Here is a 16,307-nt window from a genome sequence, read left to right as displayed (position 1 = left end):
AAAAAGCTAAAAAACTGTGTGTTTGCGTGTGTATAGCCCCCCCTTATATATAGGTTCAATTTTCTGGAGAAAGAGGGATTCACTGGGGTCTTATTCTTTTGATAGTTTGGCGATGAAGAAGCCATTGCATTGATGGATATGTGGGTATAGTCTTTGGCATTTTTCCAGTCCTCTCAGTGCTGGTAAGCCTATTTTCGGTGTTGTTTCAGCTAAAGCGAATTCTGGGTGCCATTTTAGAAATCGTTCAATGATTATTTCGTTTTCTTCTAATGTTATGCTGCACGTGGAATAAATCAGAGTGCCTCCGGATTTAACATGCGCTGCGCAATTGTTTATCATCCGCCATTGAATCTCAGCCATTCTATCAATAGAACGCCTTGTAAGCCTCCATTTTGCAGAAGGCAATTTTCCAAATGCGCCTGTGCTTGTGCAAGGCGGGTCTAAAACTACAATGTCGGCTTCAAGATTGAAAGGCAGCTGGCTGCATGCATCAGCAATGACTGGCACTGCATTTACAACGCCCATGCGTGCAACTTCGTTCTTCCACACGTTCATTCTGCACTTCGAATAATCCACAGAAAACATGACGCCTCGATTCTGCATGAGCTGAGCCAAATATGTGGTTTTAGCTCCAGGCGCAGCACAAACGTCTAAAACAGTCATTCCGGGTTTGGGATTTGCTGTTTCTGCTGCGAAGCAGCTTGCTTTGTCTTGGATGTAGAATAAGCCTTCGCGAAAACTTGTGGTTTGGGTTAAGGGTTTCTTTGTGCCAAGAACCTTGTATGCGTGTCTTAGCTGCTCAACTTTCTCAATTTTAATGCCTTCTTCCACAAGTTTTTTTAAAATCTCGTTTTCTTCAGCCTTAAGCGTGTTCACTCTTATGTATGCCGGCGGCGACTGCATATTTGCCTCTAAAAGAGTTATGGTTTCTTGCCTTCCGAACGTCTTTAAACAGTATTTCACGAACCATGTTGGATGAAACGTTAAAAGCTCAATTCTTTCTTCGTCGCTTAAGCCTTCAAAAATCAGCTTTGGCTTTTGCGTTAACAACTCACCAAGGACATGTTCAACTTTTCTGAGAGTTTTCCAGCCGAGAATAGAACGCGCAAGCTTTGCTATATTCTCAGCTTCTTTAATGTCGATTTTAGCCCAGTTCTTGGCTATGCGCGTTTGGTAAACATAGAGCCGCAAAAAAGCTTGAACACCAAGGTCAAACTCGTCTATTGTTTCTGGTTCCAATGTCTTGTTTATGAACGCGTCTATGAAGTTTCGCCGCCTAACTGTTTCGCACACAAGCAAGTGAGCCAATCGCACCGCATCAGCATCTCTTATGTCCAGTTGCTGAACGGTTTTCGCCAAAGCTAACCGCTCACTTAATCTTCGCATTTCCATCCAGCTTAAAGCTTCAATAGCAAGCGTCCAAGCTTCCTTAAGCAAACATTTCAACCCACAGACTTGGCAATCGTCAAAACAGCAACATGTTGTAAATGAGAATTAAAGACTTTCCTATACATACTCAGTGTAGATAATTGTTGGGCATAGTTTTTTGCTATTGTCTTCAAACACCGTATTAATAGCAACCGATGTGTTATCTTAAGAGAAATCCAAAAACAAAGTGGGTAGTAAGAGATTTTAGTAAATACTTCTCATAAAGTTAAGTAGGTCAACGACAAGATGGCGCAGAGACGTTTAGAGGACTTCTCTAAAGTTGAAGCTAAACCTTTAAAGGAAAAAGAAGCGGAAGCCTTACCATTCACAGAAACCATAACAAAAGAAAAGAAAGAACACGCTTTTCCACCGTTAGCGCCGGATAATCTGCCGCCTTCCTATTTTGTTTCAGCCACCTACGACGGAAAAACCGGAAAAGCCCTAATCAAACTTTACGAACCAAACTCCGGCAAAATCTACTTCTGGTACGACAACACTGGACATAAGCCCTATTGTCTAACCAACCTTTCACAATACGAACTGGAAAAAATCACCCGCTTAACACAACATGAAGGCTTCGACCATTTCGAAATTGTCGAAAAATTCGACCCACTATCCGAACGAAATGTAAAAGTAACAAAAATTGTTGCAAAAGACCCGCTTGCAGTGGGTGGACGCCCAACTGGATGCATAAGAGACATAATTCCAGAAGATTTTCCAAAAGTTTCAGAAACTCCCATTGAGCCGGAGAAAATTAGGGTTTGGGAATCAAAAATAAAGTATTACCAATCATACATTTACGATAGAAATCTTCAGCCTGGAATGCTTTATGAAGTAAAGAATGGCGAGTTAATTCCCAAGAGCCTAGAAGAAGCCGAAAGAATGGTTCATAATATACGTGAAATTTTCAAAGAAGCCACGGATGAGGAACTACAATATGTTGAGCAATGGGCTAGGCTGTTAGAGTATTCAGCTCCAAAATTCCACCGCGTAGCCTTAGACATCGAAGTTTACACGCCTGTCCCAACAAGAATGCCCGACCCCAGAGAAGCAGCTTACCCAATCGTGTGTGTTTCACTTTACGGTTCAGACGACCAAAAGAAAGTCTTACTCCTAAAGCGCGAGGGAGTCCGCGAAGGAAACGAACGCTTGCCAGCAGATGTAACCCTAGAATATTTTGACTCAGAAGAAAAACTAATCAGAGCTGTGTTTGACGCTTTATGGAATTATCCTTTCGCATTAACATTCAACGGCGACGACTTCGACCTACGATATTTAGCACATAGAGCATTAAATTTCGGCTTCAAAAGAAATGAAATTCCAATAGAGGTTGGCAGACGCGTTTGCCTATTAAAATATGGCGTGCACATTGACCTGTACAAGTTTTTCTTCAACCGTTCAATCCAAATTTACGCCTTTAACAACCGATACCGCGACGTAACGCTGGACGACGTAGGCAAAGCCCTAATCGGAATGGAAAAAATCAAACTGGAAAAAAGTTTAGGCGAACTATCCTACACAGAACTCGCCCAATACTGCTTCAGAGACGCAGAAATCACCTTCAAACTAACAAGCTTCGAAGACGAACTAGTCATGAAACTAATTCTCGTTTTAGCCAGAATCAGCAGCATGCCAATGGAAGACGTAAGCCGCCAAGGCGTTTCACGTTGGATAAGAAACTTCATGCACCACGAACACCGCCGAAAAAACATGCTCATCCCAAACATAGAAGACATTCTAGCCGTAAAAGGCAAAACAGTAACCAAAGCCATAATCAAAGGCAAAAAATACAAAGGCGCAATAGTTGTCGAACCAACACCCGGCGTCCACTTCAACGTTGCAGTCATGGACTTTCCAAGCCTATACCCATCAATAATAAAAGTTTGGAACCTCGGCTACCAATCCATACTCTGCCAACACCCAGAATGCCGCAGCAACCTAATCCCAGACACGCCACACTGGGTCTGCACCAAAAAACGAGCATTAGAAAGCCTCCTAATCGGCTCGCTTAGAGACTTGCGAGTACAATGGTACAAGCCGAAAACAAAAGACAAAACATTACCCAACGAACTTCGAAGCTGGTACAACCTAATCCAAGGAGCACTCAAAGTAATCTTAAACGCCAGCTACGGAGTCTTCGGAGCAGAAACCTTCGACCTCTACTGTCCACCAGTAGCCGAAGCAACAGCAGCAATTGCAAGACATTCGCTAACACAAATACTAAACAAAGCAGAGCAGCTTGGCATTCAAGTTCTTTACGGCGACACAGACAGCATATTCCTAAAAAACCCCTCAAAAGAACAAATCGAAAAGCTCGCCCATTGGACAGAGCACGAATTAAAAATGAGCTTAGACGTAGACAAAGTTTACAGATACTCCGTTTTCAGCTCCCGCAAGAAGAATTACCTCGGAGTTTTCGAAGACGGAAGCGTCGACGTGAAAGGATTAACAGGCAAAAAGAAGCATATTCCACCATTCATCAAAAAAGCTTTTGACCGAATGAAAGAACGCTTAGCAATGGTCAAGACGCCAGCAGATTTTGAAAATGCCAAAAAAGACATAAGCCAAATAATCCGCGACTGCTACATGCGACTAAAACGGAGAGAGTGGGAAAGCCTAAACGATTTAGCATTCAATGTGGTCTTAGGTGAAGAACTGGAACGCTACACAAAAACGACGCCACAACACGTCAAAGCCGCAAAAATACTGAAAGAAAATGGAGTAGAGTTGAGAGCAGGCGACTTGATAAGCTTTGTAAAAGTTGCTAAGGAACCTCATGTGAAGCCTGTTGAATTAGCCACAAACAATGAGATTGACGTGGACAAATACATAGCTTACTTGCATTCAACATTCGACCAAGTACTAGACGCGTTAGGTTTGGATTTTGATGAAATAATAGGGTTAACAAAACTGGAACGGTTCATGTAAACCACATTGCACATCTCTTTATCATGTATGCTTTTCAGCGTATTTCTTTGCTACACCACTTCGATAGAAAACTTCTAGAAGCGCAAAGCCCAGAATGTTTATCGCCACCAAAGAACCAATGAAAATGCCAAGCAACCCAATCTCAACTGGCACTTCGAACAGAAGCGCAAGATAACCTCCAACAATCGCTGTTATAACCACTGTCTCAACGAAAGCGCCTAGAAACCTTCGAGCAAACCCGCCTCTGCCAACATACCATGCTAAAGCGCACGCCACAAAGTTTGCAATTGTCCCGCCTATAATGTCTACAATGCCTAAGCCGCCGTAAACATTTGCGACCAAGCAGCCAAGACCTGACCCGACAGCAACGGGCATGCCAAAAATCATCGAAAGCGGCAACAAAGCATCGGCAATTCTAACCTGATAGACTCCAAAGCTTATAGGCGCCAGAAAGATAACTCCCGCCGCATATAATGCAGCGAAAACTGCACTCAAAGCCAAATCTTCAGTGTCAAATTTCACTTTTCCACCTCCTACTCCCGGGGTTTATAATGGCGGAACGGGTGGAGGCCCACTCACCCGCCAATAATCCATATGCACAGAGTTTTAGACTATTAAATGTTTACTACAAATCACTTTGCAGAAGTGCTGACCTCGCTTGTCTCTTCCGCCGCAGTTGCAGCTTGAACACTCACAGCCTCTACCGCTTCTGCTCCAACTTCAACGCTTACGTCCTCAACTGGAACCCCTTGCTTTGGCGGGACAAGCAAATTGTTTGGAGGCGGAGGCGCATTCAAAATTGTCGACATCAAATACATTGCAGTAAAGGCATGCTGGTAAATGCTTTGAAAAACATACGGCACTTTAGTTTCAGGGTCTACCTCTAGCATTTTTTTAATTTCTGCGTCCTTACCCGTTATGGTTGCTATGCCCTCAATCTCAAATTTTACAACGTTCGGTTTAGTATTTAAAAGCAAACCAAAACCCACAACAACTATTTGGCTTTTGCGTTCTTTTTCTTCCAGCTTTGCTTTAACATCAAAATTAATGTTTTCAACTCCGCCGCCCTTCACACCTAGACGGACGCCTATTAAATTGGTGATTTCCACTTTAACTGAAACGTTTGGAACATACAAAGCTGGGCAAATAATTGATTCCTCACATTAGCCAATTACATGGTGAGCTAGTCCTCTAACCTCTTGCAATTAAGCCTCGCTTGAAACTGATTTTTGCCTTTTGTGTGTAACACCACAATACATACAGCTAAGAATAGAACAGACATAAACTTGAACGTTAGTAAACTAGTAAAGCAAGCGTGGTTGAAGCTGCAAAAAGAAGCGAAATTGTAACAACTACTTGCCGTTCAGTCAAAGGACGATAATAAGTAATCAAAGTAACCAAACTACGCCTATGATCTGAAGACAACTTTTTACCATCAAACACAACCTGCGCTTTAGACTTATAAAAGAAATAAGTTAACAGAATAAGCACCGAATTAAAAACGTACGGCAATATAGAAACAATCAAAAAAGATTTTACATCAGAAATAATGGCGAAGGCAGCCAACGTTATTCCAATCGCAAAGGACCCAGTGTTTCCAACAAAAATTTTCCCCTGAAAATTAAGAAACGCAAGAAAAAGCCATGCAACTAACGGAGCATACAACATAATGGCATGCTCTCCAGAAACAACCATCAACCCAACCAAAACAATTGCGGGACAAACTGTTTCTACACCATTCAATCCTCCAAGCTGATTCACAGTATTAGTAGTCACGGTCACAATTAACGGAATAACCACAAAATAGTATAAGAGACCAAAATCTAGAGGTTCAAAAAACGGAATTGTCAAAGAAGTGCGCAATCCAAGCTTGACTGCTAAAGAAACGAGCGGAATAGAGGCTATTAGAGGAAAGAAAGCCTTGTAACGCCACCGCAGATCCATCCAGTCGTCAAGCAAGCCCATAAAACCTCCAAACAAAATGCAAACAGCTAATGTCAAAGCAGAAGAAATATTGTTGGATGCTGGTGGTTGGTTAAAGTAATATAAGGCAAAGAGGTAGGTTACGCTCACTAGAACATAAATTACGCCTAAACCGTTTGGGACTAAAGGCTTGTTTGGCTTGTGGTAGTCCGGAACCTTAGGAAACAAGCTATCTCTCCTTTGTTAGCTTGGATACTTAATCTCGTAAAGGCACACTAATGGAACAAGATTGCCATATTTGCTTTGGGCCTCGCTTGGAGATAAATTCAGTCCAGCGATGTAAGCTTCTTTGAAGTACAATAGTTCTACGGATGGTTCTGTTTGTCCTTGTTCATTAACAGACGCAGCATTATTGACCCCACACCATCTCTGTTTCCCATAAAGCATCAGTTTATATATTGTGGAGTTTTTTCCTACATCATTCCAAGCCCATCGATTTTCTGTGTAGTTCCCGAAAGTTGCTTCATCAGTCCACGCAGAGCCTTCATCAAGAATACCTTCCTGTATAAATCGGTCTTTTGCCTTGCCAGAGATGCGCGCCATCCACATCCATTTCCCTTCGTCGCCATAACCAGCCCAGCCAGCATAATATTGATTATTCTGCTGTCCCACCGAGAGCGTTGTGAATATTAAAATGTATTTTGCGTTGTAACGTTTCAACATGTCCACTGCTTGTGTCTCGTTAGCCATGAATGTGAAACCTATATTCTCTATTTGAGTGCCATTTATTGTCGCGTTGTCTGCAAGGGATGTTACGTTTCCAAGTATGGTTAGCCAGTATCCATAGTCCCACCAACTGCAAACAACTTTTTCGTCTATTGGTAGATATCCCACGTTGCTTTTCAGCCAGTCTAGCATGTCTAGCCATTCTTGCACTGGTTGATTAGGAACAATGGGAAGGCTTCCAGCAGTGATGGTTACTGGAGCGTAGGCTTGACTGTAGACTTTTGGTATTCCGCCTGATTGCGGTGAAAAAGCGAAGTTAGTCATTAAGATGATGAATATGAGAATGATAGCAACTCCGCTGAATTCTTTTCCAACATGTTCCAAACCGAACTTCTTTTTTGTAATAATCTTTGGAGGTTCTTTTAATAAGGCGACAAAGGGTTTCAAAACGCCCATTATGCCGACGGAAGCTAAAATGGCGAAAGCAGGAGCCAAAAGAACAAGCAGACGCACCATAGAGCTGGCGAAGTAAAGCGATGTGATACCAAAAAGCAACATAAACAAGTTTCTATTGTTAAGATTCTTAAGAAGGAAATAGAAACCAACAACAAAGAAGAGTATTCCAATTCCCAACTCGTAATAAATGGAACCCCACGCTGAAATTCTATGCTCAGCAACAGACTCTACGAGAGGAGATTCTGCCCGTGCAAGAGGGTTAATGACGGAAAAGAACTTCCCAGCTATAGTTCGCATGTAGCCTAGTTGCCAAAGTACTGCGAAGCCGCCAATGAGCAATGCTAAGAGTAACGCAACAAAAAGCACCTTTGATTTTGTTGACGTTAAAACACGGAGTATCTCACAAATACATAGCAACACGAAAACGCCTGCAACTGGCAAAATCACGAAAGTTGAAAGGTATGTTGGTGAAATATAAGGAACATTTATGGATATGAATAAACCTAACCCAAATGTCAGGCTGTAGGACAGTAACAATCGCGAGGTATACCGTTTCAACAAAACCAGTAAGAAAACAAAAAGTGCAGTGAGAGCAATTGGATAATACGCGGCACCCCATCCAGAAATGAAATATGCTAAGGCTAAACCTGCGCCAATTGAATATTTCACACTTGAACCTACAGGTCTTTCTGTCTCAATCGCTCTTAAAAATAGAAACGCGAACAGCAAAAGGGCAAATATACCTATTGTCTCGTCATCAAAAAATCCCAAAGAAGTCCTCTGAATAAAAGAGGGACTTAAAGCCAGAAAGAGCGAGGCAAGCAATCCAATAGATGTTCCGCCAACATCTTTACCGAGGAAAAAAATCATAAAACAAGCTAATGTGCCCATTATCGCTGGAAATAATGCACAGAAACTCATCAAATCAATGTTAACGCCTAACGCAGTAATTACCATGTACACCGAAGCCGCAGTCATCGGCAATGCTGGATAGGACATGCCCATATTTATTCCGCCAGGATACCAACGTTGAGTGTCAACCCACTGTGTTGGCCAATAAGGCGAAAGTAAACCATTCTTTACCATGTAGCTTGCTAAGCTAAATTGGTAGTAAGGGTCAAATTCAGAAAGATGTAGCGCTCCGGTTTGTATTTCCCAGCGCAATGGAAAGATGCGAACGGTAAACGCTACTAAAAGGATGAGCAATAAAGCTGAAAAAGTCATTATTGCACTGTGGCTTATTTTAATCCGCAGTTTTCCAAGATTCTTCAGAGCACTGACAACGCGTTCTCTTGCTGGGAACTTCATTTTGAATTCATCTCTCCTACAGAGATTAGTGAGGTGTTTTATTTCCCTTGCGGTTAACTGAGAATTTTCACGTTGTGATTTTTCGTTTATACCCGTATTTTTCAGCGTCATAAAATGGAAATGACACTATCTTTGCACGTGCCAGTTTGCCACGTATTTTCACATTTACGATTGTTCCTTCCAAGGTTTGAGACGCTTCCACGTAACCCATTCCTATGCCATACCGCAATAATGGAGAAAACGTTCCACTGGTCACGTATCCAATTTTTGTGCTATCAGCGCTATAGATTTCGAAGTTTGGTCTGGGTATTCCTTGGTCTATCATTTGTACTCCTACCCGTTTGCGTTTAATTCCATCAGTTTTCTGCTTCAGCAAAGCCTCCTTTCCTATGAAGTTGTCTTTTTGAAGTTTCACCACAAATCCTAATGCCGCTTCCAAAGGCGTTGTGCTCTCGTCTATGTCGTTTCCATAAAGGCACATTCCAGCTTCCAACCTCAATGTGTCTCTGGCTCCTAAACCGCATGGTTTTACTTCAAAGGCTTTTCCCGCCTCAAGAATGGCATTCCACAGTTTTACTGCGTTCTCTGGTTTGGCGAGTGAAACATTCCACACGAAAACTTCGAATCCGTCTTCGCCTGTATAACCAGTTCTGGAAACAAAAACTTCCACATCTAATAATCGTGTATGCCCGCATTTGAATCTTTCAATTTTACTCAAATCTTCCGTGGATATTTTCTGCAAAGTTTTTTCAGCTTTTGGACCTTGAACCGCGAACATGGCTACGTTATCTGAAACTTCTTCAATTTTCACGTTAAACGCGTTGGAGTTTTTGATTAGCCAGTTATAGTCTTTTTCTCGGTTGCTTGCATTGAAAACCACCAGAAATTTCTCCATTTCTAGCCGATAAACAACGAAATCGTCGATTATACCGCCTTTCTCGTTGCACATGACCGAATATTGAGCGCTGTTTGGCAGTAATTTTGAAACATCATTGGTTATAACATAATTCAAAAAGCGCTCCGAATCTGGACCAGTGACTATTACTCGCCCCATATGCGAAATATCAAAAATGCCAACACTGTTCCGCACAGCTAAATGTTCTGGTATCACATCCGTGTACCATAAGGGCATCTCAAAACCCGCAAAAACAGTCATCTTTGCCGTTCGCTTATGTACTTCGTAAAGTTGTGTCCTACGCAGTTTTTCAGTCAAAAATTATCCCAGCAGTTCTCATTTTACTGGCTTAACCTCTACATTAATGGGGATTAGCGAAAGTTTCTTTCCACATCCCGGACATTTTCCATTATGTTGATGTAGGATTTCATCAGGAGGTTTGAGTTCAGCGCCTTCATACAAAACACAACCACACTGTTGACATACAACACGCTGAGGCAACACAACACACTCCTTTCACGCAAAGCAATAAAGTTCTCTCGCGTATTTATCAATTGCTGGTCAAAGTATACAACATCGTTTATTTGGCACAGAAACTTTTAATTTCAGATAACGCTTAATTCTGGGAAACCATTCCCAATAAACTGCGTGGTTTGTGCTAACCATGGGAAAATACACTTTAATTGTAACTGAGAAGCCGGATGCAGCACAAAGAATAGCTTTAGCTTTAGACGCAAAGGGGAAAGCCAAAAAAATGGAAGACAATGGAGTCCCATATTATGTGGCTAAACGGGACAAGGAAATAGTTGTCGTTCCGGCTCTTGGACATTTATACACAGTTGCGGAAGAAAGAAGAGGAAGAAATTACTATCCTGTTTTCGGTTTCAAATGGGTACCAAGATACGTCGCCGAGAGAGGCGTAAAACAAATTCGCACATGGTTAGAAACCATATCAAAGTTGGCAAACGAGGCTGACTTGTTCATTGACGCTTGCGACTACGACATTGAAGGAAGCATCATTGGATATTGCATACTAAAATATGCATGTGGTGATAAAGAAAACGTCGCAAAACGAATGAAATACTCCACTCTAACCAAAGAAGAATTAGAAGAATCATACACGAAACCACTACCAAAATTAGATTTTGCGTTGATAGAAGCAGGACGCGCAAGACACGAGATTGACTGGCTTTACGGCGTGAACCTTTCCCGTGCCTTAACCATAGCAGCAAGAGATTGGAGCGGAAAATACGCCACATTAAGCACGGGAAGAGTGCAAGGACCCACATTAAAGTTTCTTGCTGCCAGAGAAAAATCCATCAGAAGCTACGTGCCAACGCCATACTGGGAAATCAAGGCTGAAGTGGAAATAGACGGAAAACCCTTCGAGGCAGAGTATGAAAAGGAAACAATTGAAACAAAGAAAGAAGCAGAAGCCATCCTAAGCGCATGCAAAGAAAAAAATGGAATAGTTGAAAAAATCGACGTTAAACAATTCCAGCAATCACCGCCGCTGCCCTTTGATTTAGGCGCTCTACAAAGCGAAGCCTACGGTTTATTCGGATACACGCCAAGACGAACATCAAACATTGCTCAACGCCTATACCTAGACGCCTTAATATCTTATCCACGAACAAGCAGCCAAAAACTTCCACCAGCAATAGGCTACGAGGCAATTTTGAAAAATCTAAACAAGCTTCCGCAATACAGCAAACTCACAGCAGAATTGCTAGCAAAGCCGGAACTAAAACCGAAAGAAGGAAAAAAGGAAGACCCCGCACATCCAGCCATTTATCCAACTGGAAAATTGCCAGAAAGAGAACTTGACGATTCTGAAAGAAACATCTGGGACCTCGTAGTAAGAAGATTCATGGCAGTTTTTGACGAGCCAGCCATAAGACAAAGCATGAGAATCAACATCAACGTTAATGGGCATCACTTCTACCTAAGAGGAAGACAAACCCTAAAAGAAGGCTGGCTGCGTTTTTATGGACCCTACGTAAGATCAGAAGAAGTCCTATTACCGCCAATAAAAGAGAAACAAACAATCAAAATCAAAAAAGTTATTGTAGAAGACAAGTTCACAAAACCACCACCAAGATACAACCCCGGCAGTTTACTAAAAAAAATGGAAGAAGCAGAAATCGGAACCAAAGCAACAAGAGCAGACATTATACAGACACTTTATGATAGAAGATACGTCCGAGACGAAAGAATCGTTGTGACAGACTTGGGCTTCGACGTTCTAGAAGTTCTAGAAAAATATTGCCCAACAGTTGTTTCAATAAAACTAACAAAGGAACTTGAAGAAAGAATGAATAAAATACAATTGAACGAAGAAAAGAGAGAAAATGTTCTTGTAGACGCTGTAGAAATCCTCAAACCAGTAGTGACAGAACTTAAAACAAAAGAAAAAATAATAGGCGAACAACTAAGCAACGCAATAAAAAAATCAAGAATTGAGGAACGAACAATAGGCACTTGCCCAATATGTAACACTGGAAAACTCATGATATTATACTCAAGAAAAACAGGCAAACGCTTCATCGGCTGCACCAACTACTTCAAAGGATTATGCAAAACATCATTTCCACTACCGCAAAGAGGAACACTAAAGCCCCTTGGAAGAAACTGCCGCGGATGTGGCTGGCCTACCGTTCAAGTTAAAATCAAAGGAAGACGCCCGTGGACGTTATGTTTTAATCCACAATGTCCCTTAATAGAGGAGAGGAAGAAAAGAATTGAAATGCGCAATATGCAGTAGAGAAGCAGTTGAGAATCACTATTGCGAGTTACATTCAAAGGCTTACGAAAGCATAGTGAAGAAATATGAACAGTGGAAGAAAGCCCTAGAAATTTCTTGGAAAGAGTATTTAAGTGAGATTGCTAAGAATCCCCTAACAGGAGAATGGGCTAAAGAAGTGGCAGAATACCTAAGCAAAAGCGGAGAAAAAGAAAATGTCAAAACAAGCTAAGAAAAAAGTCTCCTCAATGTCATTTTCCATGAACAGACTTTACAGGAGAATATCAACGACAAAACCATCAACTCTTATCATCTCGGTAATTATCATGGGTTTTGCGGTGTTTCTATTCGGAGGCGGTATATATGATATTGTAATGAGACCACTTCCATCGTATTACGGAGGTAGCAGAGTAGGTTTTGTCTTATTCTATCCACGGTTGTCAGAACAATTCGTATATGACAGCGTCATCGCGATTGCTCTTTATTCTTTAGGGATAGTAGGGTTGATAGTCATGTATCAGAGTACAAAGTATGCTTATAAGCCAAGACAAGCCCACATGATGTTTCTAGCAGGAATAATCTTGTTAGTGATAGCTTACATATTCTTAGAAACTGTCATTCGCTTAAAACTTGGCTAGAATTCACCAAGGGTTAGTTTTTAATCCTAACTTGTACGCCACAAAATTTGTTAGCAAATGTATAGGTGGCGTTATAATTAACACTACAATAATAAGCTCCAAAGACATCATGGGCATGGGAAGAAGAAGCGAAAACAAAACCGCTCCTAACACGAAATCAACTTGGTCAACCACAGGCAACAGTTCTCCCGGTGCAAGACCAAGCCTTCTTTTTAGGAAAGCTCCAGCTAAATCTCCGAGTAACGCTCCTAAAGATAGCACGAAGCCAAACAGTACTGGATATTCTGGGAAAAGCGCAGTTTCAACTAAACCGACAGCCGTTCCGACTGCGAGACCAGCGAAAAATCCTAGAAAAGTTTTGTTTTTTCCGAAAATTGGTTTCCCATCAAAAAACTTCTTTCCAAAATCTAAAGGGTAACCTCCACCCACAATTACGGGTATTGCATTCGCGCAATATGCTGGAAATATGAATTTTAACGCTTCGATAAGTAGTTTTGTTATGTCCATTTTAATAACCATCAATGTGGCAGATACTCGTGTATGCCTGTTTCGTCTATTTTTAGGTAGCAAGTTATTGGTTGAGGCTTTTTATCTTTTATTGGGATTTTTTCTAAAATTGCCTTGATTTTTTGGGGTGTTTCGGTGGGTTTCATGTCAATTATTGTTTCTGCCCAGAATTTCAAAACTCTTGTGGCAACTGGTTCAACATGGACATAAGTGTCGTTTAAGACGCTTCGCACTTGACTTGTTACTAAGACTGCGACTTTTTGGGTTTTAGCATTCTGCGCTAACAGCGCCATTTGCCTGTTTAATTCGCGGTTTAAGTCAAATGTCTTTTCTGGAGATTCCGCAATTTTAACGCGATAAAGCGATGTAATCGTATCTATGATAACGAGTCCGAAATTTTTTGCTATAAGGTCTGTTAGTTGGTCTATTAGCATAGCTTGTTCTCGAAAATTGTTAGGTTTTGCCAGAATTACAAGATCAGCAATTTCCTTGAAACTTTCAGAAGCGATTTGAGACAGCCGCAGTGCTGAAAAAGTGCCATCACAATCTACAAACAATGTTTTGTATCCTTTCTTTGCACAGTTTACAGCGCACTGCATTGCCAGAGTGGTTTTTCCGGTTTCTGCTTCGCCATAGATTAAACTAATTGTTTCGGAGTGAATGCCTCCTTGCAGAATTTTATCAATAGTTCTGCAGCCCGTTGGAATCTTCTGTAACACGTTAATGCACATCAACAGATATAAACCGCCAAACTAATAATTTGCTTTGCGCTTGTATAACGCAAGAAATGGAAAGCCGTATGAAAGCAAATATCGCGGTTGCAACCGTTTCGGGGAAAGCCTACTACTTAATTGTTAATGAACTAAAGAGAAAGAACATACCCTTTGTAAGTTTAACACCAAACGAACCCATTCCAATAGATATTAAAGCGGTCATAACCACAGAAGAAGAACAACACTTGATAAAACACGAAAAAATCTTGGTTTACCATAAAGAAGGAGAAGAGGAAGCGTTAATAAACGAGGCTTTGCAGATCATTCGAGGAAAAGAGTTTTATGAAAAAATCGTCATAGGCGTGGATCCCGGTGAAGTCTTTGGGTTAGCTGTTTTGGCGAATGGAAAAGTCATCGAGACAGAAAACTGTTTTAGCGTCGCCGAAACTTTAGAAAAAATAAAAAGTATTATAAGAAACCTTGAGACTGCACCGGTGACATCAATTTCAGTCAAAATTGGTGACGGAGTTCCAACATACAGAGAACAATTACTGCATGATTTAGATAATGTGTTACCTTCAAATGTAAGTTTAGAAAGTGTAAGTGAAGCAGGAACAAATCGTAACTTAAATGAAACTAAACATAGACGAGGCTTAAGAGATATCGTTTCAGCCATAAGGATAGCTGGAAGAAATGGACATAAATTTCCACGGAGGAAGACAAGTGAACCGCACAGTTGAAAAAGGTAAGACTCTATTAGTGGACGGCCCAGCTTCTGTCACGGTCGTTTCTGGTAAGACAGAAGTGTTCGGCGCCTTTTTGAGTAACGCAAAGAAAGTTGTAATACGTGAAGGAAAACGGTTGCCTTTTATAGTTGAGGAAGCAGCAACGTTCGAAATCTCGTTAGGTGAAGGCGCCAACATAGAGGAAGTTGAAGGAAGCACCATTCCGTCTTCTTGGGTGAAGGCAAGCGAGGAACTTTCTAATCTTCAAGCAAAGCCTTGCACAGTGGTAGTGTTAGGCGCCGTTGATTCTGGAAAGTCAAGTTTTTGCACCTACCTAATAAACAGGCTATTGCAAGAAAAAAGAAAATGTGTGATTTTGGATGGAGATTTGGGTCAGTCTGATGTGGGTCCTCCATGCACTATTGCTTATGCGGTAGTCACTAAGCCGATTACTGATTTGTTTAGTTTAGAGGCAAAAAACGCCTTTTTTGTAGGCGTAACTTCACCAAGCAGAGCTCTCAACAAGGTAATAGAAGGGTTAAGCTTACTAAAAGCGGAAGTTCTGAATGAAAATCCAGACTTTATCGTTGTAAACACTGACGGGTGGGTTGAAGGAGAAGACGCAGTCAACTATAAAATGCAGCTTGTCAGCAAGCTCCACCCAGACCTAATTTTCTGCATTCAGCAAAAAGACGAGACAAATCAGTTTTTGAACGTCTTTGAAAAATTTAGAACAATAGCCGTTGATTCACCCACTGCTATAAAACAAAAAGACAGAGAAAAACGCAAAAACCTACGAGAACTCGGATATATAAAATACCTTAAAAACATGAAAATGCGGTCGCTTCCGCTTAACTGGTTAAAAATTGAAGGAAATGAGTTGTTTAATTTGGATAAGACTATGAGGAATACAAGGAAGACAGAGAGGATGTATGAAATTTTAGGAATGAAACCGTTGAATATTGCGGAATCTGAAGATAAAATTGTGATACTCATAGGAAGAAAACGGTGGATTGATGCGGAAAAACTACTCAAAGCTGAGGAATTTGCAAAAAAGAAAATTGTGATAGCACGCAAAGGCGACGAGGAAGGATTACTCACAGGTCTATACGATGCTAATGGGAAATTTCTTGGAATAGGTATCCTACAAGAACTTGACTATACCAGAAAAACTTTGAAAATTTTAACTCCAGTTAAAGAGGAAATTTCAACTGCTGCCTTAGGAAAAGTAAAACTAGACAAGAACTTGAAAGAAATTCTGTTTTTGGAAGAAGAAAACCAGTCTGAATTTTCCACGGTCAGAGAACTGTTTTAGAA

At 41.1% G+C, this 16,307-nt stretch carries 15 protein-coding genes; 6 read left to right on the top strand and 9 right to left on the bottom strand.

The genetic code is table 11. The features are described 5' to 3' along the window. Positions 1 to 90: 90 nt before the first annotated feature. Positions 91 to 1,437, bottom strand: coding sequence for an RsmB/NOP family class I SAM-dependent RNA methyltransferase (locus QXW63_07320; protein MEM3461701.1), 1,347 nt, complete (start codon positions 1,435 to 1,437; stop codon positions 91 to 93). A gap of 237 nt (positions 1,438 to 1,674) precedes the next feature. Between QXW63_07320 and QXW63_07315 the strand changes: the two genes are divergently transcribed. Next, positions 1,675 to 4,356, top strand: a complete 2,682-nt coding sequence (locus QXW63_07315) for a DNA-directed DNA polymerase I (GenBank protein MEM3461700.1) — start codon at positions 1,675 to 1,677, stop codon at positions 4,354 to 4,356. A 21-nt stretch (positions 4,357 to 4,377) separates the two neighbouring features. Here the strand turns inward: QXW63_07315 and QXW63_07310 are convergent, their stop codons facing one another. The 6 genes from QXW63_07310 to QXW63_07285 all read right to left on the bottom strand — a co-directional run bounded on the left by QXW63_07310 (position 4,378) and on the right by QXW63_07285 (position 10,165). Beyond that, the gene (locus QXW63_07310; GenBank protein ID MEM3461699.1) at positions 4,378 to 4,878 is read right to left on the bottom strand and encodes a QueT transporter family protein; all 501 of its coding nucleotides are present in this window, start codon (positions 4,876 to 4,878) and stop codon (positions 4,378 to 4,380) included. Between the two features lie 110 nt (positions 4,879 to 4,988). Beyond that, positions 4,989 to 5,465 carry a hypothetical protein gene (locus QXW63_07305; GenBank protein ID MEM3461698.1) on the bottom strand — a complete coding sequence of 159 codons (477 nt, stop codon included), beginning with the start codon at positions 5,463 to 5,465 and terminating at the stop codon, positions 4,989 to 4,991. A 184-nt stretch (positions 5,466 to 5,649) separates the two neighbouring features. Then, complete coding sequence (locus QXW63_07300; GenBank protein ID MEM3461697.1) at positions 5,650 to 6,507, bottom strand: hypothetical protein; 858 nt, start codon at positions 6,505 to 6,507, stop codon at positions 5,650 to 5,652. A gap of 15 nt (positions 6,508 to 6,522) precedes the next feature. Continuing rightward, the gene (locus tag QXW63_07295) at positions 6,523 to 8,769 is read right to left on the bottom strand and encodes an STT3 domain-containing protein (protein ID MEM3461696.1); all 2,247 of its coding nucleotides are present in this window, start codon (positions 8,767 to 8,769) and stop codon (positions 6,523 to 6,525) included. 67 nt (positions 8,770 to 8,836) lie between these two features. Further along, a complete protein-coding gene (gcvT, locus tag QXW63_07290) occupies positions 8,837 to 9,982 on the bottom strand; it encodes a glycine cleavage system aminomethyltransferase GcvT (GenBank protein ID MEM3461695.1) in 1,146 nt (381 codons plus the stop codon). A gap of 18 nt (positions 9,983 to 10,000) precedes the next feature. Continuing rightward, positions 10,001 to 10,165, bottom strand: coding sequence for a hypothetical protein (locus tag QXW63_07285; protein ID MEM3461694.1), 165 nt, complete (start codon positions 10,163 to 10,165; stop codon positions 10,001 to 10,003). A 163-nt stretch (positions 10,166 to 10,328) separates the two neighbouring features. Between QXW63_07285 and topA the strand changes: the two genes are divergently transcribed. Genes topA through QXW63_07270 form a run of 3 tightly spaced genes read left to right on the top strand, consistent with a single transcriptional unit; the run spans position 10,329 to position 13,045 of the window. Further along, positions 10,329 to 12,428, top strand: coding sequence for a DNA topoisomerase I (gene topA, locus QXW63_07280; GenBank protein MEM3461693.1), 2,100 nt, complete (start codon positions 10,329 to 10,331; stop codon positions 12,426 to 12,428). After that, the gene (locus tag QXW63_07275) at positions 12,406 to 12,639 is read left to right on the top strand and encodes a hypothetical protein (protein ID MEM3461692.1); all 234 of its coding nucleotides are present in this window, start codon (positions 12,406 to 12,408) and stop codon (positions 12,637 to 12,639) included. The genes topA and QXW63_07275 overlap by 23 nt, the downstream gene beginning before the upstream one ends. Positions 12,640 to 12,667: 28 nt before the next feature. Beyond that, the gene (locus QXW63_07270) at positions 12,668 to 13,045 is read left to right on the top strand and encodes a hypothetical protein (protein MEM3461691.1); all 378 of its coding nucleotides are present in this window, start codon (positions 12,668 to 12,670) and stop codon (positions 13,043 to 13,045) included. Between the two features lie 3 nt (positions 13,046 to 13,048). On the opposite strand, the gene QXW63_07265 is transcribed toward QXW63_07270, so the two are convergent. Further along, on the bottom strand, positions 13,049 to 13,552 hold the full coding sequence (locus QXW63_07265; protein MEM3461690.1) for a CDP-2,3-bis-(O-geranylgeranyl)-sn-glycerol synthase: 504 nt from the start codon (positions 13,550 to 13,552) through the stop codon (positions 13,049 to 13,051). Between the two features lie 11 nt (positions 13,553 to 13,563). Continuing rightward, positions 13,564 to 14,283, bottom strand: coding sequence for an ATPase domain-containing protein (locus QXW63_07260; GenBank protein ID MEM3461689.1), 720 nt, complete (start codon positions 14,281 to 14,283; stop codon positions 13,564 to 13,566). A gap of 68 nt (positions 14,284 to 14,351) precedes the next feature. Between QXW63_07260 and QXW63_07255 the strand changes: the two genes are divergently transcribed. Beyond that, complete coding sequence (locus QXW63_07255; GenBank protein ID MEM3461688.1) at positions 14,352 to 15,005, top strand: hypothetical protein; 654 nt, start codon at positions 14,352 to 14,354, stop codon at positions 15,003 to 15,005. Continuing rightward, the gene (locus tag QXW63_07250; protein ID MEM3461687.1) at positions 14,989 to 16,305 is read left to right on the top strand and encodes a Clp1/GlmU family protein; all 1,317 of its coding nucleotides are present in this window, start codon (positions 14,989 to 14,991) and stop codon (positions 16,303 to 16,305) included. The genes QXW63_07255 and QXW63_07250 overlap by 17 nt, the downstream gene beginning before the upstream one ends. The last annotated feature ends 2 nt before the right edge of the window (positions 16,306 to 16,307 follow it).

This window comes from Candidatus Bathyarchaeia archaeon, assembly GCA_038873195.1.
Taxonomy (GTDB): Archaea; Thermoproteota; Bathyarchaeia; order Bathyarchaeales; family Bathycorpusculaceae; genus DSLH01.
The sequence above is the reverse complement of the archived record's forward strand: the minus strand, read 5'-3'. Positions and strand labels throughout refer to the sequence as shown.

Bases quoted from the DNA above. Each gene is read 5' to 3' on its own strand.
- QXW63_07270 (MEM3461691.1), top strand. From the start codon at position 12,668: ATGAACAGACTTTACAGGAGAATATCAACGACAAAACCATCAACTCTT.
- topA (MEM3461693.1), top strand. From the start codon at position 10,329: ATGGGAAAATACACTTTAATTGTAACTGAGAAGCCGGATGCAGCACAA.
- QXW63_07265 (MEM3461690.1), bottom strand. From the start codon at position 13,552: ATGGACATAACAAAACTACTTATCGAAGCGTTAAAATTCATATTTCCA.
- QXW63_07260 (MEM3461689.1), bottom strand. From the start codon at position 14,283: ATGTGCATTAACGTGTTACAGAAGATTCCAACGGGCTGCAGAACTATT.
- QXW63_07315 (MEM3461700.1), top strand. From the start codon at position 1,675: ATGGCGCAGAGACGTTTAGAGGACTTCTCTAAAGTTGAAGCTAAACCT.
- QXW63_07255 (MEM3461688.1), top strand. From the start codon at position 14,352: ATGAAAGCAAATATCGCGGTTGCAACCGTTTCGGGGAAAGCCTACTAC.
- QXW63_07295 (MEM3461696.1), bottom strand. From the start codon at position 8,769: ATGAAGTTCCCAGCAAGAGAACGCGTTGTCAGTGCTCTGAAGAATCTT.